We start from the raw sequence: 22,239 nt of genomic DNA, 5'->3' as shown, positions 1-22,239 counted from the left end.
GCTTCCAAAGGGAGTAACGTTTCATGAAGCGTAGGGAATTCATTGCCGCCGGTGCGGCCCTGGCCGCCACCAGCCTGCTGCCGGAAACGCCGGCCTGGGCACGCGGGCGCACGCTGCGCCTGGGCCTGATTGGCACCGGCATGCGCGGGCAGGTGCTGCTGAAGGAGCTGGTCCGCCGCGACGACGTTGAAGTGGTCGCGCTGTGCGACATTGAACCGATCATGCTCAAGCGCGGCATGGACATGGTGGCCAAGGCCGGCAGGAAGGCGCCCACCGCCTACGGCCAGGACGGCGACCGCAATGCGTGGAAGCGCCTGCTCGAACAGCGCGGCCTGGATGGCGTGATCATCGCCACGCCGTGGGAGTATCACGCCCCGATGGCGATTGCCGCCATGCAGGCCAAAATCGCGGTGGGTTGTGAAGTGGTCGCCGGCATCACCCTGCAGGACCACTGGGACGTCCTCAAGACCCAGCTTTCCACGGGCACCCCGTACATGCTGCTGGAGAACGTCTGCTACCGCCGCGACGTGATGGCGACCCTGCAGATGGTGCGCAACGGCCTGTTCGGTGAACTGGTGCACCTGCAGGCCGGCTACCAGCACGACCTGCGCGGGGTGAAGTTCAACTCCGGCGATCCTTCCCAGCCGTACGACAGTGGCGTGGAATTCGGCCCGCATGCGTGGTCCGAAGCGCGCTGGCGCACCCAGCATTCGGTGGACCGCAACGGCGAGCTGTACCCCAGCCACGGCATCGGCCCGTGCGCCATGTACACCGGCATCAACCGCGGCAACCGTTTCACCCATATCAACGCGTTCGCCAGCAAGGCGCGCGGCCTGCATGAGTACACCGTGGCCAAGAGTGGCGGCACCACCCACCCCAGCACCAAGGTGAACTTCAAGCTCGGCGACATCGTCACCACCACGCTGGCCTGCGAGAACGGCGAAACCATCCTGCTGCAGCACGACACCTCGCTGCCGCGCCCGTACTCGATGGGCTTCCGCGTGCAGGGCACCAAGGGGTTGTGGATGGACGTGAACCAGTCCATCCACATCGAAGGCCGCAGCCCGCCGCACAAGTGGGAAGCGTTCAAGGCCTACCAGGACCAGTACGAACACCCGCTGTGGAAGCAGCACGCCGACACCGCAGCCAGCGCGGGCCACGGCGGCATGGACTGGTTCGTGATCCACGCCTTCGTCGAAGCCCTGAAGGCCAAGGCCCCGATGCCGATCGACATCTACGACGCCATCACCTGGAGCGCGATTACCCCGCTGTCGGAGCAGTCCATCGCCAACAGCTTCCAGACCCTGGAGTTCCCGGACTTCACCGCCGGCCTGTGGCAGCAGCGCAAGCCGATCTTCGCCTTCGACGGGACCTACTGACGGGAAAGCAAAGAAGATGGTGCGCCCGGAGGGATTCGAACCCCCGACCAATGGCTTCGGAAGCCACTACTCTATCCGGCTGAGCTACGGGCGCATCTTTGAAGAACCGCCGCACCACCGGCGGGCCGGGGCGGGCATCGCAGCGCCATGAGGCGGTGCGGGACGGGCATTCTATCCGTAAACGCGGCGCAGGTCTGCCCCCTTGGACGAAACAGCGCTTCCGGCGCCGGGGCACGGGCCTTGGCGGTATCCTTTGCGCATGGCTTACGAACGTTTTGACGCCCCCGCGGGCGAACCGCCCTCGCGCTGGGGCCAGTACTGGAAACTCATGCGCGCCGATCGCCCGATCGGCACCCTGCTGCTGCTGTGGCCCACCTGGTGGGCGCTGTGGCTGGCCGCCGGCGGGCTGCCGCCGCTGTGGATCCTGTTCGTGTTCACCGCCGGGGTATGGCTGACGCGTTCGGCCGGCTGTGTGATCAACGACTACGCCGACCGCTGGCTGGACCCGCACGTGAAGCGCACCAAGGACCGCCCGCTAGCCAGCGGCCGGGTGTCCGGCCGCGAGGCGCTGGTGTTGTTCGCCGGGTTGATGCTGGTGGCGTTCGCGCTGGTGCTGACCCTGAACGCGCTGACCATCGGCATGAGCTTCATCGGCATCTTCCTCGCCGCCAGCTACCCGTACCTGAAGCGCTACACGCACCTGCCGCAGGTGTACCTGGGCATGGCCTTCGGCTGGGGCATCCCGATGGCGTTCGCCGCCATCCAGGGCGAAGTGCCGGTGATCGGCTGGCTGCTGTATGGCGCCAACATCCTCTGGTCCACCGCGTACGACACCTGGTACGCCATGGTCGATCGCGACGACGACCTGAAGATGGGCTCGCACTCCACCGCCATCCTGTTCGGCGATCTGGACCTGGTGATCCAGGGAATCCTGTACACGCTGTTCCTCGGCACGATGGCGCTGGTGGGCGTGCGCGGCGGGCTGGGTCTTTACTACTGGTTGGGCGTGGCGGTGGCTGCCGGGCTGATTGCTTACGAATTCTGGATCGCGCGAAAGCGTGAGCGCGACCCCTGCTTCAAGGCGTTCCTGCACAACAACTGGGTGGGCGCGGCGTTGTTTGCGGGTATTGCGGCGGCACTGGCGCTGGGTTGAGCTGCCGGGTCGCCCGACCAACGGTCGGGCGCTACCCGATCCGTGCGCGCTGGCGCCTGGCCGGTAGGTCACGACCGTTGGTCGTGACGCCGCGGTCCGGCCGCGTTCGTGACACCGGGTTGCTACCAATAGGTGACTGACAGCCTTGTCCCTCTCCTGCACACTGCCCCCCAATGAACCTGGGAGGGTAGGGCATGGCCAGCACCACATCAGCGCCGGCACGGGACGGCTGGATGGCACGCGCAGCGCTGCGGTCGGCGGCCTGGGCGGAAAAATGGTTCCCCGACGCGTATGTGTTCGCGGTGCTCGGCGTGGTGATCGTGGCAGTGGCCGCCATGGGCTTCGGCGCCACCCCGCAGGCCACCGCCAAAGCGTTCGGCGACGGCTTCTGGAGCCTGATTCCCTTCACCATGCAGATGGCCTTCGTGGTCATCGGCGGATATGCCGTGGCCACCGCCCCGGTGGTGGCGCGCTTCATCGAACTGCTGGCGCGGGTGCCGCGCACCGGCCGGGGCGCGGTGGTGTACGTCGGCCTGATCAGCATGCTGGCCTCGCTGCTGAGCTGGGGCTTTTCGCTGGTGTTCGGCGGGCTGCTGGTACGTGCACTGGCGCGCCGCCAGGAACTGCAGATGGATTACCGCGCCGCCGGCGCCTCGGCCTACCTGGGCCTGGGCGCGGTGTGGGCGATGGGCCTGAGTTCCTCGGCCGCCCAGCTGCAGGCCAACCCGGCCAGCATGCCGCCCGGCCTGGTGGAAATCACCGGGGTGCTGCCTTTCACCGAAACCATCTTCCTGTGGCAGTCCATCGCGCTTACCGCCGCGTTGATCCTGGTCTCGCTGCTGATCGCGTGGCTGACCGCCCCCGGCCCAGCCACCGCACGCACCGCCAGCGATTTCGCCGGGGCCGCGCAGGCCGAACCGGAACCGCTGCCGCCGCGCACGCGCGCCGGCGAATGGCTGGAGTACAGCCCGCTGTTGACCGTGCTGCTGTCGCTGCTGGCCTTCGGCTGGTTGTTCAGCGAATTCGCCAGCAAGCCGGTGGTGACCGCCATCGCCAACCTCAACACCTACAACTTCCTGTTTATTTCGCTGGGCCTGCTGCTGCACTGGCGACCGCGCAGCTTTCTCAACGCGGTAGCCAAGGCCGTGCCCAGCACCACCGGGGTGCTGATCCAGTTCCCGCTGTACGGCGGCATCGCGATGATCCTCACCCATGCCGTTGGCAGTGGCGGAGAAACGCTGGCGCATCGGCTCTCCACCGTGTTCGTGCACATCGCCACCACCGACACCTTCGCGCTGGTGATGGGCATCTATTCGGCGGTGCTGGGCTTCTTCGTGCCCTCCGGTGGCGGCAAGTGGATCATCGAAGCGCCCTACGTGATGCAGGCGGCCAACGAACTGCATGCGCACCTGGGCTGGGCCGTACAGGTCTACAACGCCGCCGAAGCTCTGCCCAACCTGATCAACCCGTTCTGGATGCTGCCGCTGCTGGGCGTGTTGGGGCTGAAGGCGCGGGATATTGTCGGCTTCACCTTCATCCAGTTGCTGGTCCACATCCCGCTGGTGCTGGGCCTGCTGTGGCTGCTTGGCATGACCCTGACCTACGTGCCCCCTGTCATGCCGTGACACGGCCAATGCGGTCCGCACAGCACCACCGCGTGCACCACGGCCGCCAGCTGCGGGTCCCGCAGGTGGCCGCGCAGCATCTGCTCCAGCCGGTCCCGAACGTACGCATCGAACTGGTGCAGCGGTTGTTGCTGCCCGATGGCGACCAACGCGTCGATCCGGCGACCAAGCTGCTCGTACATTTCCGCGTTCAGCGTGGTGTCGAACAGGCTGCGCAGCACCAACAGGCCGCGCGAGGACGGCGCCTCCGTGTCACTGGCCTGCAGTGGGTTCTCCAGCGCTGGCTCCAGCGCCTGCAACGCGGCAAACCGCGCCTGTGCGGTGCCGAAATCCACCAGCACCTGGCGCAACGTGGTGCGGCCACGTTCCACGGCATCAGCGTCCAGCCCACCTGCCTCCAGGCGCTGGCGCAGGCGGGTGTACAGCTGGTTGGCGCTCTGCGCCGCCGTTGGTTCGACCGGCTCGAGGGGACCCAGCAGCTGGTAATCGATCGGCTGCTCACACACTTGCGCGGCCTGCTCGCGCGCCCAGTGGCGCACCCTTCGGTCTTCGGCGTTGAAACGATCGTCCTCCAGTGCCAGCCGGCTCACCGCATCGCGCAGTAGTGAGAACCGGTGCAGCAGGGCGCGGTACTGTCCGCCCAGCAGCGATGGCTTGCCGGTCAGTGCGGTCTCGGCCGAGATGGCCACCTGCAGCCGCTGCCCGAATGCAGTGACCCGGCCATGCAGCAGGTCGCGCCGGTGCCGGTGCAGGTCGATGTCATCACCATGCGGGCCGATGTCCCAGTCGGGCACGAGGTAATCACGACAGGCGTGGAAGTCCTCGGCGGCATCGGCCGGCAGCAGGCTGTGCAGGCGTTGGCGCTGTATGCCCAATGCCGGATGATTGTCCTGCACCGGTAGCGGCAGCCACTCGGGTGGTGCTGCCGCCGGGCGGTCGTCGGTGTGGAAATCCACCAGCATCGCGGTGCGCTTGTCGGGATGCGGCGCGTTGATCATGCCCACCGCGCGCAGCCGCTCCGGTGCAGTGAGGGCGCGATCCACATACAGCACGGCCCATCGCGCATCCTGGGTTGCCGGCAGCTCACCATGCACGATCACCAGTTCCACCTCCGGCGGGATGCGCTCCGAGCCGCGGTCCATGGGCAGGCCGCGGTTGTCGAAGCCCGCCACATGGGTCTTCAACCGCCCATCCACCGCGAGCGCGCGCTGGTAGTCCAACGCCTGGTGGACCGTTCTCACCAGAAGCGCGCCGCGCAGGCCGCGTTCCGCCAGCCGGACCAGATCGTGGAAATGCTGGCTGATGGCGGTGGCGACCTGGGCCACGCGTCGGGAGGGCGAATCCCCCTCGGGCTTCGGGCCGACGTCGCGCCATGCCTGCACCACCACGCCATCGGCGACGGCATGCTCGGGCGGATACTCGTACAGCCTCGGGCCAGGGTCCAGACCGGGCACCGGTGCGGTAACCGGTGTGGCCACCAGCGTCAGCCAGGTCGCCTGCGGCAGGCAACGGCGCAGACGACGCAGAAGGACGGGATCGCTGTCCCAGAAATCGGCATCCACCAGCAGCACGATGTCGTCGTCGGTGGCGGGCATTTCATCAGCGCCGTCGGGCAGCCTGGTCCTGCGCGCCCAACCACGCAGGATGCGCAGCGGCACCTCATGCAGCGAGGGACCCCTGCCGGCCAGGAACTCGGTGAGCTGGTCAGCAGGCAGTGGACCAGGCCGCTGGCGCCGGTCCTCGGGGGGCGGTGTGAGCCGGGTCAGGGGCTGCAGCACGCGAATCGGCCTGAACGCCGCATCGGTCCGCATGGCCTGCAACAGCCACTGCCGCGTCCGCTGCAGCCCGCTGCCGGTTGCCAGGCACAGCTGGCCGCCGGTACGACGGTCGCTGGCGTCGCGGGTGCTTAGTGCCTGCAGCGCGCACTGCACCGCAAAGAACTGGTGGGACCGGACCAGACAGCGTCGGCCACTTCGGCCCTCTCGCAGGAAATGCCGTATCAGCTGCAGGAACCGGGGCGGCGACAGCACGCCATGCAGCAGTTCGGCATGCGTGGCCCACGGTGGGTCCAGCGGGACATCGGAGAAGGGCAACGCGGTATCGCGCAGCTGCGTCTGCGCGGCCGGGCTCCAGCCATGCTCCCGCCATTTCACCCACGCATGTGAAGGGGTGCCGACAGCGGCATGGCGGCCGCCACGACGGTCCAGGCTCAGCAGCAGCTGCGCGTGCTGCACCGGAGGATTGATCGGCATGCTGCCCAGGCCGCGCAACAGGTGCCGGATACCATCCTCCACGGTTCCCCATCGCTTGTACGCATCGCGCTCCACGCAGGCCAGCACCACCAGGGGAATGCCGTTGACGTAACCGACCAGCTCGCGAACATGGCCGTCGGACGGATCTCCGGGCGCTGCCAACCGCAGGTCGGTACGCACCGCGTCAGCCACATCCCAATGGTTGCGTTGCACATGCTCCCAATCGATCAACGGAACCGGGACCGAGATCCGACGCCCGTTGGGCAATTCCAGTTCGGTATGAACGCCGTGGACCAGCAGCCGGTGCACAGCGCTGCTCGATGCCACCCAATCCAGGCTGTGGCAGCACGTTTCGGCCTCGGCAATGATCCGGTCGAATGAAGTGGGCGAAAGCGCCACGCGCTCGCCTTCCCACTCGTACCGATAGCGACGCAGCCACGGCAGCAGCCGCTTCTCCAGCAATGCGCTGTGATGTTCGCCGCGTAACGCCGCCACCGCACCCTCATCCAGAGGGTTCCAGCCCAGCCGCCGCAGCCAACCCAGCACGGAATCGCGCACGCCGAACCTGCTGTGGGGGGTGTTCATGCGCGCCCTCCATGTTGTGAACCGAAGACAAGCACGCAGAGAGCGTCGAATTTCTGGCGAATGATGTTCATGGCACCAGTCTGGACGAACGAATGCTGCCGTTGCTGTGTGCATCATTCCGTTTCATGCGTTCGGCGAGCGCAGCGCGTAACGCATTCTCGATGCATATTCCAATCGAGATAGCTTCGGTCAATTGATGAGAGGTTGAAGCGGCGGCTTCAGGTCAGATCCGACAGTTCCCGCTCCAGCGCATCCAGCTCGGCATTCAACGCCGCCTGGAGCGCCACGAACCGCGCGGACAGCTCCGCACGCTGCGCACGCAATGTCGCAAGATCCGCAGCGGGGCAGCGGGCCACCGGCTGCACATAGCGGGCAACACTCAGGTTGCCGCCATTGCGGGCAAGCTCCTCGGAGCTGGCCAGATACGCCACGCCGGGTACGGTTCTGCGCTCGCTGCAGAGGCGGTGCAGGGTGCGCGCCGCCTGATCACCAAGCCGCGGACCGCGCTTCCCACGCGTGGCAAGGCCGCGCGCATCGACAAACAGCACGGCGTCATGCCGGCGCACCTTGCGCAACACCAGCAACGCGGTCGCAACCGACGCACCGGCGAACAGCCGGTCAGGCAGGCCGATCACCATCTCCACCAGGTTCGCATCCAGCCAGCACTGCCGGATGCGCGCTTCCTCGCCATCGCGGAACAGCACGCCATGCGGCACCACGATCGCCATGCGCCCACGCACCGGTTCCAGCGTGGCCAACATGTGCTGGATAAGCGCGGTGTGCGCCCACTGCCGGGACGGAACGCCCTGCAGGAAGCGGAAGTAGGGGTCGTGGCTGGCCTGCGCTGGCGCCCACTTCAGCGAAAGCGGCGGGCACGCCAGTGCCACATGGAAGCGCTGCAGTTCGCCGTCCTGCAGCAGCGGTTCCTCCAGCGGGTCGCGGACATGGAGGCGCGGGGTGTCCGTGCCCTGCAGCAGCAGGCGCAGCCGGGCCACCGCGCATTGCATGGCATCCGGCTCCTGGCCATACAGTGGGTAGCGGGCGGGGCCTGCCGGGCCAATCACACTTTCCGCATCGCGCATCCAGCTGGCCGCTGCCCGCAGCACGGCTCCCTGCCGACAGCTGGGGTCGTAGACCGCCTCATCCGCGCAGGGGTGGGTGAGCGCAGCCATCAGCCAACTCACCCCTGCGGGCACCTGCGCAGGGAGCAGGGCGTCCACCGCGTCGCCAACGTCCGGGCGGGGTACCCCGCGCTGCTGGCGGAAGTCCAATGCCGGCAGTGCAAGCCGCTCCAGCACCTGCAGCAGCACGGCATCGCGCACCAGCGGGTCGTCGGGCAGCGCATCTTCCAGCTTCAACGTCGGGAACAGGCCACCCAGCTTGCGCGGATTGGCCAGGGTGAACACACGCAGCGCGTTCATCACCCTCAGGCCATTGCCTTCCGCATGACGCTGCCGGAACAGCGTGTCGAAGCGGGCCTGGAGCGGAACGCTGTAAGGCACGCAGCGCGGCGGCTCGCCCGGCGAGTACGGAATGTCCGGGTTGCCGTAGTACGTGGCGTCGCTGGCCACTTTCAGCAACAGCAACGAGAGGATCAGGCAGGTATCGGCGTCGGGCCGTTTGCCCCCATCGAGCGCGTCGCGGGCGTGGACGAGGGCGGCGAGCGTGGCGGGAACATCTGGCCGCAGCCGGCACGTGACATTGGTTCGAGGAGCAGGAAGGTCAGAACTGTGGATCGTGTGGGTCATGGCCGCGTACAGATTGAGAGCGGACACCAACAGTATGTCCACGGTTCGGATATCCAAAATTCAGATAATCAGGGGAAGCCCTGACGCACGCGGTCATCGTGGCCGCTCGTCCAGAATGTGCGCCGCATAACGGGCGACCTCCTGGTGCCTTGCGGCGATCATCTGCTCGCAGTGAAGCTTCTCAAGCTGCGCCGCCCGCGCGATGGACACGATGCGTTGCTGGAGGAGCAGGGGCGGCAGCTGCACGCGCAACTCCTCGATGGCTGCCTTGCGGAGGCTCTGCTGACGCGATCCCGCTGATTGCCGGCGCAGGTACTCCTGTGCGCCTTCCTGGTTGAGCTGCCACGCGAGGAAGGCGGGCATGATCCGTTCGTGGTCGCTCACCCGGATGACATACAGGTGAGGGCTGCAGACCGTGTCGGCGGGTGGGTTGCACAGCAGCACCGCGAGTGGATGGGCGCCGCGTGCGGCGAGCAGGACGTCGCCCTCCTGGACCCAGTCCGGCGCCTTGCGCGGGTGCAGCCGCGTACGCAGCAGGTCGCACGGATCGTGCACGCCCGATGCGCTGAGGTTCTTCAACTGGATCACGCGGACCGGCCCATCGGGGAAGGCGGTGATTGCACCCCGGAACGGATGTCCCTGGCGGATGCTGGCGATGTCCGAGAGCTTCGCACTGCGTCGAGAGTTGTTCATGCAACGGACCATGCGCGGACGGAATTCGAACGTCAAATGAGCGTTTCGCACCATTCGGAATGGTGCAGCGGGACCCCCGGAAAGTGATACCTGCACCGCAAACTTCGAGAGGCAAAGCGTTTGATTCCACGCATATGGGTAGGCCGGATCAATCGCGAAAAACAGGTTGCGCAAATCATCGCGTCTGGGGTCGTCGCAACGGCCCACATTCATCGTACTGACTACGCTTTCCTCCACGTCGGGAATATCAGGATTCCGTCTTCGCATAAGCAATGCGGTGGCGGCAGAAAGCATTGAAATACAAGCGGATTCCCGCAGTCCACGCGCGCGGATTGACAATTCTGTCTGCAAATTGCCACATGGTTTTAACGAGCCCCTGCACACGATTGCCTCGACCGCGGCATACCGCTCGCGGCATCCGGAGACCCGTCATGGCCCAGCAGCGCAATCAGAGTTCCCAGAACCAGCGTGGTGAGCAGCAGGAGCGCGGACGCGACCAGCAGCAGCAACAGCAGCAGGAGCAGCAGCAGCGCAACCAGAATCAGCAGCAGGGCTGGAAGGACGAGGAAGAGTGACGGCTGGCTGTACTGCCGAACCATGAGGGCCCCGCTTCGGCGGGGCCTTTCTATTGCGCGTCAGCGAGTGCAGCGCCCGCCATCAGTTCATCCTCCACCGCGGAGAACCGCTGCAGGTCGAACGTATCCAGCCGCATCGCCTGCGCGGCCGTGGAGAACGCCAGCGTCGCCAGCACCCGCTCGGGGTGCTGTGCCCACGGGGGTACATAACGTGGCGCTGCAATCAGCCCGCTGTCCCGGTAAGGGGCCAGGGTGACCAGGTCACCCAGATCAACCCGCCCACAGAACAGCAGCCGCAGCGTATCGCCCCGGTTCTCATGCAGGGCGCGCTTGATGAAGGCGGTCACCAGCAGCAGCCCTTCCAGGTAGGCGCCATCCTTGGTGAAGCACGCCCGCCCGCGTACATCGCCGCCCCGGAAGATGCGGGCCGCACTGCGGTAGCTGTCCACCTCCGATTGACCCGCAGCGAGGAACGCGCGGAACACCTCGATGAAGTCCGCGCCCTCCAGGGCTTCCTGCAACCGCACCACCCGCAATGCCAACCGGCGCAGGCGGTTGATGTCCATCGCCCCGGTGATGATCTCCGAGAACGTGGCCAGCCCCTCCTGCGTGCGCGTTGTGCGGGGCGCACCCGCGCCGAGGCAGCGCAGCCACGGCTGATGCTTGCCGTTGAGCAGGGTGGCCGAGTGGATGAAGGCCTCATGCTCGACCAGCTGGTCCAGATCCAGCTGCGAGAACAACGCATCGGCGCGCAGGCGGATCACCTTGCTGCCGGCGGCGGCCTTGGAGGCCAGCTCGGTATCCAGCACCACTTTCACTTCGTCGTCGGTGAAGAACGGCTCGATGCGCTGGCGCAGCAGCATGGAGAAGTCCGGCGCTGGAATGTCGTACTGGATGCGCGGCACGTACTGCGAGCCGATCAGCTGGTCGGTGATGGCCAGCATCTGCGCGGCCGACTGCGCGGTGGTGGTGGTCTGCGAGCGGTACCGGGTGCTGGGCTGGCCGTACAGCAGCGTGGAGCACGCGGTGAAGTGCGTCTTGCCGATGTTGGCCAGCATGCTGGCGGCCACGCGGTAGCTCCACGCGGTGCGGTACAGCCAGTCGCCCACGGGATGGCCCCGGTCCAGGTGCTGCAGGATGTCGTCCAGCGCCGCAATGGTGTCGGTGTGGTCAACCGGCTGGGTCGGCGGGGCCGGCATCTCCGGCGCTCCGGCGCGCCAGGAGGCCAGGAAGCGGGTTTCCATCTCGATCGGCCACGCCAGCCCGGACAGCACGCGGATCCTGTTGCCAAGCTTGGCCAGCCGCGCATCCACTTCCAGTAAAGGCGCAAGCGCAGGGTCCGCCTGGGTTGGGTCGGGGCAGGAGGGGGACGTGACCTTTTCCACGGCGGTACCCTGGCTTGAGCACCCTCCCACTGTGTTGGGAGCGGGCTGCCCCGGCAACCGCGCTTCTACCTGCCGGAAGGCAGCAAATGTACTGGGCGCAGGTGAATGGGGCGATCAGGCTGGCGCGTGCGCGCGCAGGTGCCAGCCCTGCGCCGGGTCGTCCAGCGCGCCCACCGCCACGTCGCCCAGCGTCACCACGATGCCCCGTGCGTTGGGCAGCACCTTTTCCTCCGGAAACCAGCGGCGGGTGGCACCCACCACGATCAGCAGGCCCTCGTCATCGCCCAGCGCAGCGAAGTGCGGCACGGGTGGGCTGAGGTAGCCCAGCCCGAATGCCGCTTCGGCGCGGGCAGACAGCGCGGCCACGTCGGCCGTAGGCAGCCCTACCTCGCTCACGCAGGTCAGCTCGCTGCCGTGGAACGCCCCGACCCGCCCGGACGCAGGCAGCCGGCGCCGCCCGATCAGTTCCAGGATCAGCCCATCGGGGCCATCGAAGTAGATGGACTCCGACTCCCAGCGACCGCCGAAGGTGAAGTGCGCCTCGCCCTTCGCATTGCGCTGCAGCGGCGTGCGCGCCAGCAGCCAGGCGGTGGCGGCCTCGAAACGATCGGCCGGCACGTTGAAGGCCAGGTGCACGCCGCCGATCGGGTCGCTGCCTGCCGGGCGCAGTTGCACGCTGGTCCAGCCGATCCGCACCACGTCGTCCTGCACCGGCAGCTGCAGCACTTCTGCGAAGTAGGCGCTCACCTGTGCAACGTCGGAAACGGGAAGCTGGAGCGTATGGATGCGCATGGAACCAGGCACCGAAAGGAGGAGGTGATGTCAAAAGGCTGACATCGCCGGTTGGGAGAATGGACCCTTGGCCCTTACAATGTGATGAGCTTCACGTTAACTACGTGCGTTTCATCACGCATGTCGTCACCGCCCGGGTCCGTGGGCGGGATGTGAACGCCATGGCATTGGCGCGCAGCTATCCTACGCCCCCCGGCGTAGTGTGATGCGCGCCACGACACGAATCAGGAGGATCCGTTGTCCCATCATCGTCCCATGACGCTGCTCGCCCTGTCGCTGAGCATCCTGCTGGCCGCGTGCAAGCCCGACGCCGCCCCGACCGCTCCGGCGGATGCCGCCGCACCCGTTGCCGCAGCACCTGCTGCCGCCCCGGCCGCCGCACCCGCCACTGCCGAGCCCACCGCAGCGGCCACTGCCGCCGATGCCTCCGCCACCTGCGAACTGGCCGACTTCGATGCGTTCCTGCCGGAGTTCGGCAGAAAGATCGCCCTGCAGGAGAAGTCGGTAGCCGACCCGCTGTTGAGCGAACGCTACGACACCGAAGGGCAGGGCGAGCCCACCCTGATCACCGAGAAGGTCCCGCTCAGCGAGGTCACCTGGCCGGTCATGCCCAACCCCTCGGGCCTGAAGGCCGTGGGCCGCGAGATGCAGGTAACCAAAGAGGCCGATGGCAGCATGAAGGTGCTGATCCGCACGCCCGATACCAGCAACCAGCAGTCGTACTACTTTGCCCAGCGCCCGTGCTGGCAGCTGGTGCGCATGGCCGATGAGTCGATCTGATCCAGGGAGCGGGTGATGTCCACACTGCGTTTCGTTCCGACTGCCGCACTGGTGCTGTTGATGGCCGCGTGCAATGCACCCACCGGGGAGGGCGGCACCGTCGCCACTCCGGAAACCGCCGCCGCGCCTGCGGTCGCAGCGGCGACTACCCCTTCACCCACACCGCAGGAAGAGAAAGGCATGCACAAGGAATGCCCAGGTGCCACGCTGCACCTGACCGCGTTGCCGACCAAGGACGGCGACACCACCCGCACCCGCCTGGAGATCGAGAAGGACGGCCAGCGCCGTACCATCGAGACCCCGGCAGAGCTGGGTGATTACACCGCTGTTGGCCTGGCCTGCGCTGAAGACAAGCAGGGCGCTTCGTACTTCGTGGTGCAGTACGGCGAACTGCCGTTCGGCTGCGCGTTCTGCGAATGGTTCACGCTGTACGACGCCGATGGCAGGCAGCTGACCCACAACACCCCGCCCCTGCGCGGCGAAGCCGATGCGCAGTCGCCCAACAACGACGAGTATTCGCAGCTGATCGCCAAGCTCGGCATCACTCACCCGGAGGTGGACTACATCGAAGACTGAGCAGTACATCGACATGACGTCGATGCGCGTTGCCCGGACACGATGTCCGGTAGGTATCGACCGTTGGTCGATACACCCCTTTAAGGAAAGCCCCTTTCTCATAGAATGGATAGCACAGACATGCCTAACGACATCTACACCAACATGGTGCAGCCGCCTGGCGCGGCATACCGCAGCAACCAGATCGAATCGTGGAGCCACTACCGCGAACCGATCGACGAAAGCCGCGCGCTGCACGGCCAATCGCGCCGCTGGGGCGATGCTTCCCCCGAAGTACAGTCGCGCGTAATCGACTCGCTGATCGAGTCCTCGCGCGAAGCCGGCCTGACCCCGCGCGAAACCGCGTATGTGCTGGCCATCGCCCGCGTCGAATCCGGCTTCAACCCGGATGCCGCCGCCGGCACCACCTCGGCCTCCGGCCTGGGCCAGTTCATCGACCGCACCGGCAAGCACTACGGCCTGAACAACGCCAACCGCTTCGACGTCGACGCACAATCCGACGCGCTGGTGGCGCACTTCGTCGACAACCGCAACCTGGCACGCGACCGTGGCCAGGGCGAAGACTACATCTACAAGTACCACCACGATGGCCCGACCAAGGACTACGGCGGCCTCGGCCTGTCGCAGCGCAAGGTCGCGCCGCACCTGGATGAGTACGAACAGTTCGTCAACCAGCGCCTGAGCCAGACCCAGGCGCAGGCACCGGCCCAGCAGCATGCCGTTGCGGGCGCCGCCGCTGCCGTGGCCGGCGCTGCCGCGGTTGGCGCCGCCGCCACCCAGGTGCGCTCCTACGAGCACACCATGCAGGTGATGCTGCCGCCGCAGAACGGGGTCAAGCCGCACATCACCGGCCACTTCGGTGAGCACCGTGGCGAGAAGAGCCATGGCGGCAGCGACTTCAACTACGTTGGTGGCCAGACCGGCCGCAACCTGCAGCACCCGACCATCCACGCGCCGATCGCCGGCACCGTGACCTCGGTGGGCGGCAAGTACGGCACGGTGATGATCCAGGACGCGCAGGGCAACTCGCACCAGATCCTGCACATGCAGGACACCAAGGTGAAGGTCGGGCAGCACGTGGAGCCGGGCGATCCGATCGGCACCATGGGCGGCCGCGGCCCGCAGGGCGCCAACCAGTACGCCCAGCACGTGCACTACCAGATGAAGGATCCGGCCGGGAAGCTGATCAACCCGGAGACCTACTGGAACAAGGGCATCCAGCAGGAAGCGGGCAAGCACGGGCATGCGCACGACCATGACCACGCGCCGGCCGGCACCCTGCGCAAGGGCGACCGCAGCGATGAAGTGACCAAGCTGCAGGAAGAACTGAACCGTCTGGGCGTGCGCGATGCCAACGGCAACCGCCTTTCCGAAGACGGCAAGTTCGGCGACAACACCCGCGAAGCGGTGCAGGCCTTCCAGAAGCAGCAGGGCCTGAAGGACGACGGCATCGTGGGCCGGGAGACCTTCGGCAAGCTGGCCGCCAGCCAGGCGCAGGGGGCGGAAACCCGCACCGCCACTGGCCCGCAGCTGGGCGAGAAGGGCCACGCGGACACGCCGCTGCACAACGCGATCCGTGGCCAGCTGCCGGCCGCCATCTCCAACGAAGCGGCGGCCAACGTCACCCTGCAGGCCAAGCAGGCCGGCATTGATTCGCCGGAGAAGCTGCAGAGCGTGACCGTGCAGGATGGCAAGGCGTTCGTGATGGGCACCACCCCGGGCTACCGCACCGCGGTGGACCTGAGCGAGGCGCCGTCGCTGGAGCACACCAACGCCCAGCTGCAGAGCAACAACGCCAGCCAGCAGCAACAGGTGCAGGAAGAGCAGCAGAAGGTGGCGATGGGCCGCTGAGCCCGCCGTCGATCTGCGCAACAGCGTGTGTGGTATGGAGGCCAGCCGGGGCAACCCGGCTGGCCTTTTCTTTGCCGGGGCGCGCCTGGCTTAAACTACCGTGCGGCTGCATCGCAGCGTTTCTGGCAGTGAACGAGGTTGATCGAGATGGAGATGGGACGCCGCCAGCCGGCCATTGAACTGGTGGCCATCGATATGGATGGCACGCTGCTGGACCCGGCGCACAAGCTCACCCCGCGCGTGAAGCAGGCCATCGCCCGCGCACGGGCGCAGGGCGTGCGGATCGTGTTGACCAGCGGGCGCCCGGTGTCCGGCCTTGCCCCGTTCCTGGAGGAACTGGACATCAATGGCGCGGACGACTACTGCATCGCCTGCAATGGCGGGCTGGTCACCCGCGTTGCCAGTGGCGAGGTGGTGGTGGAATACCCGCTCAGCTTCGATGATTTCCTGTTCTGCGAGCAGGTGGCGCGCGAGCTGGGCGTGCACTTCCAGGCACTGGATGGCGAACGGCTGTACACGCCCAACCGCGACATCAGCATCTACACCGTGGCCGATTCGCACCTGTCACGCGTGCCGTTGTCCTATCGCAGCGTGGAAGAAATGGACCCGGCGATGTCCTTCATCAAACTGATGATGGTCGACGAACCGCAGATCCTGGACGCTGTCATCCCGCGCCTGCCATCGGCGCTGACCGAACGCTTCGCCGTGCTCAAGAGCGCGGCGTTCTTCCTCGAAGTGTTCGACCACCGCGCTGGCAAGGGCCCAAGCCTGCAGAAGCTGGCCGAGCATCTGGGCATCGACCGCACCCAGGTGATGGCCATCGGCGACCAGGAAAACGACCTGACCATGCTTCAGTACGCCGGCACCAGCGTGGCGATGGGCAACGCGGTGGACATCGTCAAGGCCACCGCCCTGCATCAGACCGCCACCAATTCCGAAGACGGTGTGGCCCTGGCCATCGAGCGTTTCGTGCTAGGGGATCAAGCGCCGCGCGCACCATTACCCTGCTGCGCAACATAAGCCTCCCACAGCGCGGCCAGGTCTTCGCCGGTGTGCGCCTTCCACAACGCCGGCGTATAGGTGCCCTTGCGCAGCGCCGCATCCAGCGCCTTCACCAACCCCGGATGCCCGGCTTCGCTCCACTTCAGGAACGCACCGGTAACGCGGTAGCCGGTGTCCACCTTGTGCTCCGGCTTGACCTGCGAAGGCAGCGCCCAGCCGCCGGCGGCGTTGTCCACGCCGTAATGGTCGCGGGCATAGTCGGCGATGCCTTCGACCAACCAGGAAGGCGCCTGTTCGCTGGCATAGCCCGGGTAGCCCTGCACGATGTGCATGGCCTCATGGGTGACCAGGTCGGTGTCGTTGGGATGTTTCTCCAACCAGCGCGGGTTGATGGTGATGGTGGCCGACTTCTCCTTCTCACCTACATACGCAACCCCGTCGTACGACGGGTCCATGACGATACGCACGCTGGACGGCGCAGCGGGATGGTAATCGCGGCGTTCGCGCGGATACGTGGCGAAGAAGGTGGCGATGATGCGGTCGCGCACGGCAGCAACCGTTGATCCGCTCTGGTCCTGGTAGGTCAGGGTGACGCCATCGCGCGTCTGTTGGATTTCCGCGGCGTGTGCGGCGGGAAACGCGAGGGTTGCAGCAACGACAGGGACGATCAGGCAACGGCGCAGACGCATACGCGGCACTCCAGGACGTGATGGGCAACCGCGCTGATCCTGCAACACGGCGACGGCCGCCCGCAAGTGCCATTTCGTTCGATCTAAGCGCTTGGAAATGGTTTCATTTCAAATTGTTGACAATTCATTTAGATCGATCTAGAAAAGCTGCACCCCACGCCCCACGGAAGCCCCTGCACCCCAACTCTCCTGCGCCGATGCGGTGCCGGGAGACCTTGTACTGGAGATCTGCAAGATGAAGCGCACGTTGCTGTCGTTGCTGGTGTCATCCGTACTGCTCCACCCCCTGGCCGCACAGGCACAGGCGTCCCCCTCCGACGAAGAAGGCGCTACGCCGGCCACCCGTCAGCTGGATACGGTGAACGTCACCGGCTCGCTGATTCCCCGCGCGCAGATCGAAGGGCCTTCGCCGGTGACCACCATCACGGCCGAGGAAATCGAGGCACAGGGCTTCACCACGGTGTTCGATGCGCTGCGCTCGCTGCCGATGGCCAACGGCTCGGTGCAGGACTCGCAGGGCACCGGCTTCTACACCCCGGGCGCAAAGACCGTCAGCCTGTTCGGGCTGGACCCGAGCTACACGCTCACCCTGCTCAACGGGCGGCCGCTCAACAGCTATCCGCTTGCCTACAACGGCAACACCAGCATCGTGGACATCGCCAACATTCCGCTGGGCATGGTGGAACGCATCGACGTGCTGACCGGTGGGCAGTCGTCGGTGTACGGCTCGTCGGCCGTGGCGGGCGTGATCAACATCGTGCTGAAGGACAAGGTGGAAGGCACCCACTTCCGCTACCGTGCTGGCGGCTACAGCGATGGCGGCGGCTCCAGCCAGCGCTTCATCTTCAGCAGCGGCCATTCCTTCGGCAACCTGGACCTCAGCTACGGGCTGGAATACACCAAGCAGAAGCCCATCTTCGCCTCCGACCGCAGCTACATCGACAGCGTCAACGACAGCCCGACCGGGCCGCAGGACCCCTCGCGCACCTTCCTGCGCATGCAGATGTCCCCCAACGGCTACATCGACCCCGGCCAGGCCACCTGCGCCCCCCTGTCCTACCTGTTCGGTGGCAGCACCACCTACGCGCATCGCAACGCGGCCGGCACCGGCTACTACTGCGGCAGCCCGGACAACGTCGGCACCGCCACGCTCTACAACAAGAGCGAGGACGTCAACGCCACCACCTTCCTGCGCTACCACCTCAGCGAAACCACCGAGCTGTACTCGGACATCCTCTTCAGCTTCGGCCGGCCCACCTATTCCGGGGGCAGCCCGTTCTGGAACAAGACCTTCTACAACCAGACCACCGGCAACTACGAGCAGTGGCAGCGCATCTACGCGCCCGAGGAAGTCGGCATGGACGCGAAGGACCAGCGCGTCTATACCCGCTCGTGGAACATCACCGCCGGTGCACGCGGCGGGCTGGGCGACACCGGCTTCGACTACGACGTGTACGTGAACCGCTCCAGCACCGACGTCACCCGCAAGTCCACCGACTTCCTGGCCAGGGGCGGTATTGACGATTACTACCTTGGCCCGCAGCTGGGCACGGTCAACGGCTATGAAGCCTATGCGCCGAACCTGGACGTGCTGTACCAGCCCCTCACCCGCGCGCAGTACGACCAGTTCAGCGGCACCAACCGCGCCGCGTCTTCGGCGTCGCGTACCGGCGTGACCGCGCTGGTGACCAATACGTCGTTGTTCGGCCTGCCGGCGGGCGATGTCGGCTTCGCGATGATCCTGCAGGGCACCCGCGAGAAGTTCTTCAACCAGTCGGCCGACCCGAATGCCGCCGTGCTGTTCCGTGGCCAGACCGCAGGTACCTCGGCCGAAGGCCAGCGTGACCTGTATGCGGTGGGCGCCGAACTGCAGGTACCGATCTTCGACACGTTCAGCGCCAACCTGTCGGGGCGCTATGACAAGTACTCCCTGCAGGGCGGCGGTGGCAACGGCAAGGCGACCTGGAAGCTCGGCCTGGAATATCGCCCGATCGATTCCCTGCTGCTGCGCGGCAGCTATGCCACCGCCTTCCGCTCGCCGGACATGTTCTACCTGTATTCGCGCGAGAGCAGCGGCTACACCACCAACGTGGACACCTTCCTGTGCCGCAGCGCAGGCTACACCTCCGAAAACTTCGACGAGTGCCCGCAGGCATCGCTGTCGGTGCTGTCCTCCAGCACCGGCAACCGCGACCTCAAGGACATCACGGCGGAAACCTTCACCTATGGCGTGGTCTGGTCGGCGCTGGACAATGCCCTGAACCTGTCGCTGGACTACAACTCGGTGAAGATCGAGAACGAAGTGTCCATCCTGGGCACCGACAGCATCCTCGCCACCGAGGCCAACTGCCGCCTGGGGACGTCCGAGAATGGCGATGTGGCATTCGACATCAACTCGCCAACCTGTCGCCAGGTCCTGGCCCAGGTGCAGCGCCTGCCGGCCACCGACCCGCTCAATCCCAACGGCGTATCCAAGGTCTTCTCCTATCCGATCAACCTGGCCAAGCAGCGCCAGACCGGCATCCAGGCATCGGGCGACTACCTCTGGAGCGCCGGGCAGGCAGGTGATTTCGGGGTGACCGCAGGCTACTACCGGCCGCTGAAGCACGAACTGCAGCAGCAGGAAGGCGACCCGGTCTACGACATGCTCTGCTGTGGCTATTCCAACGAGCTGCAGTACCGCGCAACGCTGGGCGTGAACTGGAACATCGGTGCTTTCAGCACCAACGTGTACGGCGTGCGCAACGCGCGGACCTGGAATGCCACCGGCGAGGAACGCAACATCGGCCCGTGGACGACCTGGAACGCCACGCTCAACTACCGCATCAACAAGCTGGCCAGCGTGCTGCTGACCGCCAACAACCTCACCAACGAGCGGCCGCCGGTGGACAGCACCAACGGCAACTGGCCGTATTACGACCAGGGCGTCTACAACGCCTTCGGCCGTTCGATGTTCGTCGAGCTGTCGCTGGACTTCCAGTAAGCAGGACCGGATCCAACCCTGCCGCCAAGGTATCGCGACGGCACACGCCCCGCGGGCCCCGGCGGTAGGGTTGGTCCCCAAACAATCGCCGATAACGGCGCAACCGCCGGTAACGCATGACCAGCAACGGAGCAGAAGCCTCCACCACCTGAACGCCAACACCATTCCAAAGGCTGCTTTGAAAGTACTTGCATGGCCCGGGCGGGACGCGCCCTACACCCTGCTCTGATGCGGCAGTAGCAGCGTTGATCGGGTGGAGCAGTACGTGTCGGCAATTGCAGGAAGTTGGACAGCCCACAGGGAGGTGTGCGGCAACGCGTTGAGTACCACGGCACGGCGCTTGGCCCATTCCCTGGCGCACCGTGGCCGGCATTCGGAGGTAGTGGAGCGACCCGGCGCTGGCCTTGCACTGGCCACCGTATCGGCGCTCGATGAAGCACGCTGCCTGGCCTCCAGCCCGGATGGCCGATACCTCGTGGCCACCGGCGGATCCGGCGTGGCAGCAGGTCCCACCTCTGCGTCGCGGTCCATTGCCAACCTGCTTGCGTCGGTGGGCGTCGTTGATGCCCTGCGCCGCGTGCAGGAGCCGGTGAGCGTGGCCATCTGGGACGAGCGCGCTCGAACGCTGACCCTGGCCCGGGATCGCATGGGCCAATCCGATCTTTACTTCATGCGCACCCGCTTCGGGCTGGCCTTCTCCTCCGAGCTGAAGACGCTCCGGCAGGAAAGCGACGGGTGCCTGGAGGTTGCTCCGCGCGCGGTCGCCCAGCTGTTCCGCCATGGGTACATCCCGGCACCGCTGACGGCTTATCGTGGCATCTACAAACTGCCCGCCGGCGCCTTGCGGGTGTTCCACCTGCCCGACGTGCCCGAACACGATGCAGCCTGCGATGCGGCAGGCTCATTCGAACCTTACTGGGCCCTCCGTCAGGAAGCAGAAGCGCAGATCGCCTCGCGCGGGCGGCCAACGCTGAGCGGTTCGGTGGACAGGGTGGTCGCCAGCCTGGAACGTGCCGTCTGCGCGTCACGCGCCGGCGCTACGGCAACCTTGCTGTCCGGTGGCGTCGATTCGAGCCTGATTGCAGCGTTGCTGCAGCGGCGCAGTGCACACGCCGTGGAGACGATTTCCGTCGGCTTCGATGTGTCGGGCCATGACGAATCGGAGTGGGCCGCCGACGTGGCCAGGTTGCTCGGCACCCGACACACACGCCTGCTCATGGACGACGCGAATGCGATCCGTCTGGTCGAGACGATGCCCCGCGTCTTCTGCGAGCCCTATGCCGACTCGTCCGCCATTCCAACACTGCTTGCGGCGGAGGCGGCCGGCGCATCGTGCAGCACGATCCTCACTGGCGATGGCGGCGATGAGCTCTTCTTTGGCCACGGGTCGTACGTGAAGGCGCTGCGCAACCATGGGCTGGTCCGGCATCTCCCGGGGCCACTACGCAGCGTGTGCAGGGCCTATGCCTCGCGTGCACCGGAACGAGCACGGCTGGGCGGCATTGCGGCGCTTATCGCGGAAGCCACGTCGGGATCGCTTGCCGAAACCTATCTGGCGCGTGTCTCGCGCTGGCGCGATCCGTCGCGCGCGCTGAAGGCGGCGACTGAACCGCCGCATCCGTTCCTGGACACTACCCTGCATCCCGCCGGCGGCCACCCGGGTGAGCTGCTGCTCTACCTGGATCAGACCAACGAGCTGAGCGAAGGGCTGATGACCAAGTCGGACCGTGCGTTCGGCGCATTCGGTGTACAGGCGAGAAGCCCCTTCCTCGACCATGAGGTGCTGTGCGCGGCATGGGGCACTCCGTTCGAGCACAAGCTGCACCGCGGCGAGACCAAGGCCGTGCTGAAGCGCGCGCTTGAGCGCTTCCTTCCCGAGCACCACACCCGGCGCCCGAAGAAGGGCTTTGGTGCCCCGGTGGCACGGTGGCTCAACGGGCCACTGCGGGACTGGGCCGAGGAACTGCTGGACCCGGTTGCCATGCGCAACCGCGGCATCCTCGATGAGCGGGTTGTGTCGGCACTATGGAAATCGTTCCTCGGCGGCAACCGGAAGTACCACACCCACCTCTGGCCGGTCCTGATGTTCCAGGCATGGGACCGGGAGTGGAACGGGAAAGACGGGCGATGACCGCGCAGGCACGCACCGCGAAGGCCGCGAAGCAGCCATG

Annotated in this window: 16 protein-coding genes and 1 tRNA gene; 10 read left to right on the top strand and 7 right to left on the bottom strand. The window is 66.4% G+C overall.

What is annotated here, in order from left to right:
* The first annotated feature begins 23 nt into the window (after window positions 1-23).
* Entirely contained in the window at window positions 24-1,379 is a 1,356-nt protein-coding gene (locus tag V9K91_RS03680; RefSeq protein ID WP_336442709.1) for a Gfo/Idh/MocA family oxidoreductase, read from the top strand.
* Between the two features lie 17 nt (window positions 1,380-1,396).
* Here V9K91_RS03680 and V9K91_RS03675 read toward each other — a convergent pair.
* A tRNA-Arg gene (locus V9K91_RS03675) sits at window positions 1,397-1,473 on the bottom strand.
* Window positions 1,474-1,638: 165 nt separating this feature from the next.
* Here V9K91_RS03675 and ubiA point away from each other — a divergent pair.
* Together ubiA and V9K91_RS03665 are read left to right on the top strand one after the other, a co-directional pair.
* On the top strand, window positions 1,639-2,532 hold the full coding sequence (gene ubiA, locus V9K91_RS03670; protein WP_336442708.1) for a 4-hydroxybenzoate octaprenyltransferase: 894 nt from the start codon (window positions 1,639-1,641) through the stop codon (window positions 2,530-2,532).
* A 194-nt stretch (window positions 2,533-2,726) separates the two neighbouring features.
* Window positions 2,727-4,157 carry a TIGR00366 family protein gene (locus V9K91_RS03665; RefSeq protein ID WP_176472613.1) on the top strand — a complete coding sequence of 477 codons (1,431 nt, stop codon included), beginning with the start codon at window positions 2,727-2,729 and terminating at the stop codon, window positions 4,155-4,157.
* Here V9K91_RS03665 and V9K91_RS03660 read toward each other — a convergent pair.
* The 3 genes from V9K91_RS03660 to V9K91_RS03650 form a co-directional block, all read right to left on the bottom strand.
* Window positions 4,133-6,994, bottom strand: a complete 2,862-nt coding sequence (locus V9K91_RS03660; protein ID WP_336442707.1) for a type I restriction endonuclease — start codon at window positions 6,992-6,994, stop codon at window positions 4,133-4,135. The two genes, V9K91_RS03665 and V9K91_RS03660, sit on opposite strands and share 25 nt — an antisense overlap.
* A gap of 218 nt (window positions 6,995-7,212) precedes the next feature.
* Window positions 7,213-8,580: an N-6 DNA methylase gene (locus V9K91_RS03655; RefSeq protein ID WP_336442706.1), complete on the bottom strand. Its 1,368-nt coding sequence runs from the start codon at window positions 8,578-8,580 to the stop codon at window positions 7,213-7,215.
* Window positions 8,581-8,835: 255 nt separating this feature from the next.
* Window positions 8,836-9,435 (bottom strand): restriction endonuclease subunit S, encoded by a 600-nt coding sequence (locus tag V9K91_RS03650; RefSeq protein WP_336442705.1) that lies wholly within the window; start codon window positions 9,433-9,435, stop codon window positions 8,836-8,838.
* Between the two features lie 431 nt (window positions 9,436-9,866).
* Here V9K91_RS03650 and V9K91_RS03645 point away from each other — a divergent pair, with 431 nt between their 5' ends.
* Entirely contained in the window at window positions 9,867-10,010 is a 144-nt protein-coding gene (locus tag V9K91_RS03645; protein ID WP_167693310.1) for a hypothetical protein, read from the top strand.
* Between the two features lie 50 nt (window positions 10,011-10,060).
* On the opposite strand, the gene V9K91_RS03640 is transcribed toward V9K91_RS03645, so the two are convergent.
* Both V9K91_RS03640 and V9K91_RS03635 read right to left on the bottom strand, forming a co-directional pair.
* A complete protein-coding gene (locus V9K91_RS03640) occupies window positions 10,061-11,395 on the bottom strand; it encodes a flavohemoglobin expression-modulating QEGLA motif protein (RefSeq protein WP_336442704.1) in 1,335 nt (444 codons plus the stop codon).
* Window positions 11,396-11,509: 114 nt separating this feature from the next.
* The gene (locus tag V9K91_RS03635) at window positions 11,510-12,187 is read right to left on the bottom strand and encodes a VOC family protein (RefSeq protein ID WP_336442703.1); all 678 of its coding nucleotides are present in this window, start codon (window positions 12,185-12,187) and stop codon (window positions 11,510-11,512) included.
* A gap of 255 nt (window positions 12,188-12,442) precedes the next feature.
* Here V9K91_RS03635 and V9K91_RS03630 point away from each other — a divergent pair, with 255 nt between their 5' ends.
* The 4 genes from V9K91_RS03630 to yidA all read left to right on the top strand — a co-directional run bounded on the left by V9K91_RS03630 (window position 12,443) and on the right by yidA (window position 16,414).
* Window positions 12,443-12,967 carry a hypothetical protein gene (locus tag V9K91_RS03630; RefSeq protein ID WP_320457791.1) on the top strand — a complete coding sequence of 175 codons (525 nt, stop codon included), beginning with the start codon at window positions 12,443-12,445 and terminating at the stop codon, window positions 12,965-12,967.
* A gap of 15 nt (window positions 12,968-12,982) precedes the next feature.
* Window positions 12,983-13,543 (top strand): hypothetical protein, encoded by a 561-nt coding sequence (locus V9K91_RS03625; protein WP_336442702.1) that lies wholly within the window; start codon window positions 12,983-12,985, stop codon window positions 13,541-13,543.
* 120 nt (window positions 13,544-13,663) lie between these two features.
* Window positions 13,664-15,394, top strand: a complete 1,731-nt coding sequence (locus V9K91_RS03620; protein ID WP_336442701.1) for a peptidoglycan-binding protein — start codon at window positions 13,664-13,666, stop codon at window positions 15,392-15,394.
* A 147-nt stretch (window positions 15,395-15,541) separates the two neighbouring features.
* On the top strand, window positions 15,542-16,414 hold the full coding sequence (gene yidA, locus V9K91_RS03615) for a sugar-phosphatase (RefSeq protein WP_336442700.1): 873 nt from the start codon (window positions 15,542-15,544) through the stop codon (window positions 16,412-16,414).
* Here the strand turns inward: yidA and V9K91_RS03610 are convergent.
* A complete protein-coding gene (locus tag V9K91_RS03610; RefSeq protein WP_068854334.1) occupies window positions 16,375-17,085 on the bottom strand; it encodes a basic secretory protein-like protein in 711 nt (236 codons plus the stop codon). The two genes, yidA and V9K91_RS03610, sit on opposite strands and share 40 nt — an antisense overlap.
* Before the next feature lie 235 nt (window positions 17,086-17,320).
* On the opposite strand from V9K91_RS03610, the gene V9K91_RS03605 reads away from it, so the two are divergent.
* Window positions 17,321-20,068 carry a TonB-dependent receptor gene (locus V9K91_RS03605; protein ID WP_336442699.1) on the top strand — a complete coding sequence of 916 codons (2,748 nt, stop codon included), beginning with the start codon at window positions 17,321-17,323 and terminating at the stop codon, window positions 20,066-20,068.
* Window positions 20,069-20,408: 340 nt separating this feature from the next.
* Window positions 20,409-22,199 carry an asparagine synthase-related protein gene (locus V9K91_RS03600; protein WP_336442698.1) on the top strand — a complete coding sequence of 597 codons (1,791 nt, stop codon included), beginning with the start codon at window positions 20,409-20,411 and terminating at the stop codon, window positions 22,197-22,199.
* Window positions 22,200-22,239 lie beyond the last annotated feature (40 nt).

The organism is Stenotrophomonas sp. CCNWLW57, assembly GCF_037203925.1.
Lineage (GTDB): Bacteria > Pseudomonadota > Gammaproteobacteria > Xanthomonadales > Xanthomonadaceae > Stenotrophomonas > Stenotrophomonas rhizophila_A.
Note: the sequence above shows the minus strand (reverse complement) of the source record. Positions and strands in the feature narration are given on the sequence as shown.

Bases quoted from the DNA above. Each gene is read 5' to 3' on its own strand.
- V9K91_RS03680 (WP_336442709.1), top strand. From the start codon at position 24: ATGAAGCGTAGGGAATTCATTGCCGCCGGTGCGGCCCTGGCCGCCACC.
- ubiA (WP_336442708.1), top strand. From the start codon at position 1,639: ATGGCTTACGAACGTTTTGACGCCCCCGCGGGCGAACCGCCCTCGCGC.
- V9K91_RS03665 (WP_176472613.1), top strand. From the start codon at position 2,727: ATGGCCAGCACCACATCAGCGCCGGCACGGGACGGCTGGATGGCACGC.
- V9K91_RS03660 (WP_336442707.1), bottom strand. From the start codon at position 6,994: ATGAACACCCCCCACAGCAGGTTCGGCGTGCGCGATTCCGTGCTGGGT.
- V9K91_RS03650 (WP_336442705.1), bottom strand. From the start codon at position 9,435: ATGAACAACTCTCGACGCAGTGCGAAGCTCTCGGACATCGCCAGCATC.
- V9K91_RS03645 (WP_167693310.1), top strand. From the start codon at position 9,867: ATGGCCCAGCAGCGCAATCAGAGTTCCCAGAACCAGCGTGGTGAGCAG.
- V9K91_RS03635 (WP_336442703.1), bottom strand. From the start codon at position 12,187: ATGCGCATCCATACGCTCCAGCTTCCCGTTTCCGACGTTGCACAGGTG.
- V9K91_RS03630 (WP_320457791.1), top strand. From the start codon at position 12,443: ATGACGCTGCTCGCCCTGTCGCTGAGCATCCTGCTGGCCGCGTGCAAG.
- V9K91_RS03625 (WP_336442702.1), top strand. From the start codon at position 12,983: ATGTCCACACTGCGTTTCGTTCCGACTGCCGCACTGGTGCTGTTGATG.
- V9K91_RS03620 (WP_336442701.1), top strand. From the start codon at position 13,664: ATGCCTAACGACATCTACACCAACATGGTGCAGCCGCCTGGCGCGGCA.
- yidA (WP_336442700.1), top strand. From the start codon at position 15,542: ATGGAGATGGGACGCCGCCAGCCGGCCATTGAACTGGTGGCCATCGAT.
- V9K91_RS03610 (WP_068854334.1), bottom strand. From the start codon at position 17,085: ATGCGTCTGCGCCGTTGCCTGATCGTCCCTGTCGTTGCTGCAACCCTC.
- V9K91_RS03605 (WP_336442699.1), top strand. From the start codon at position 17,321: ATGAAGCGCACGTTGCTGTCGTTGCTGGTGTCATCCGTACTGCTCCAC.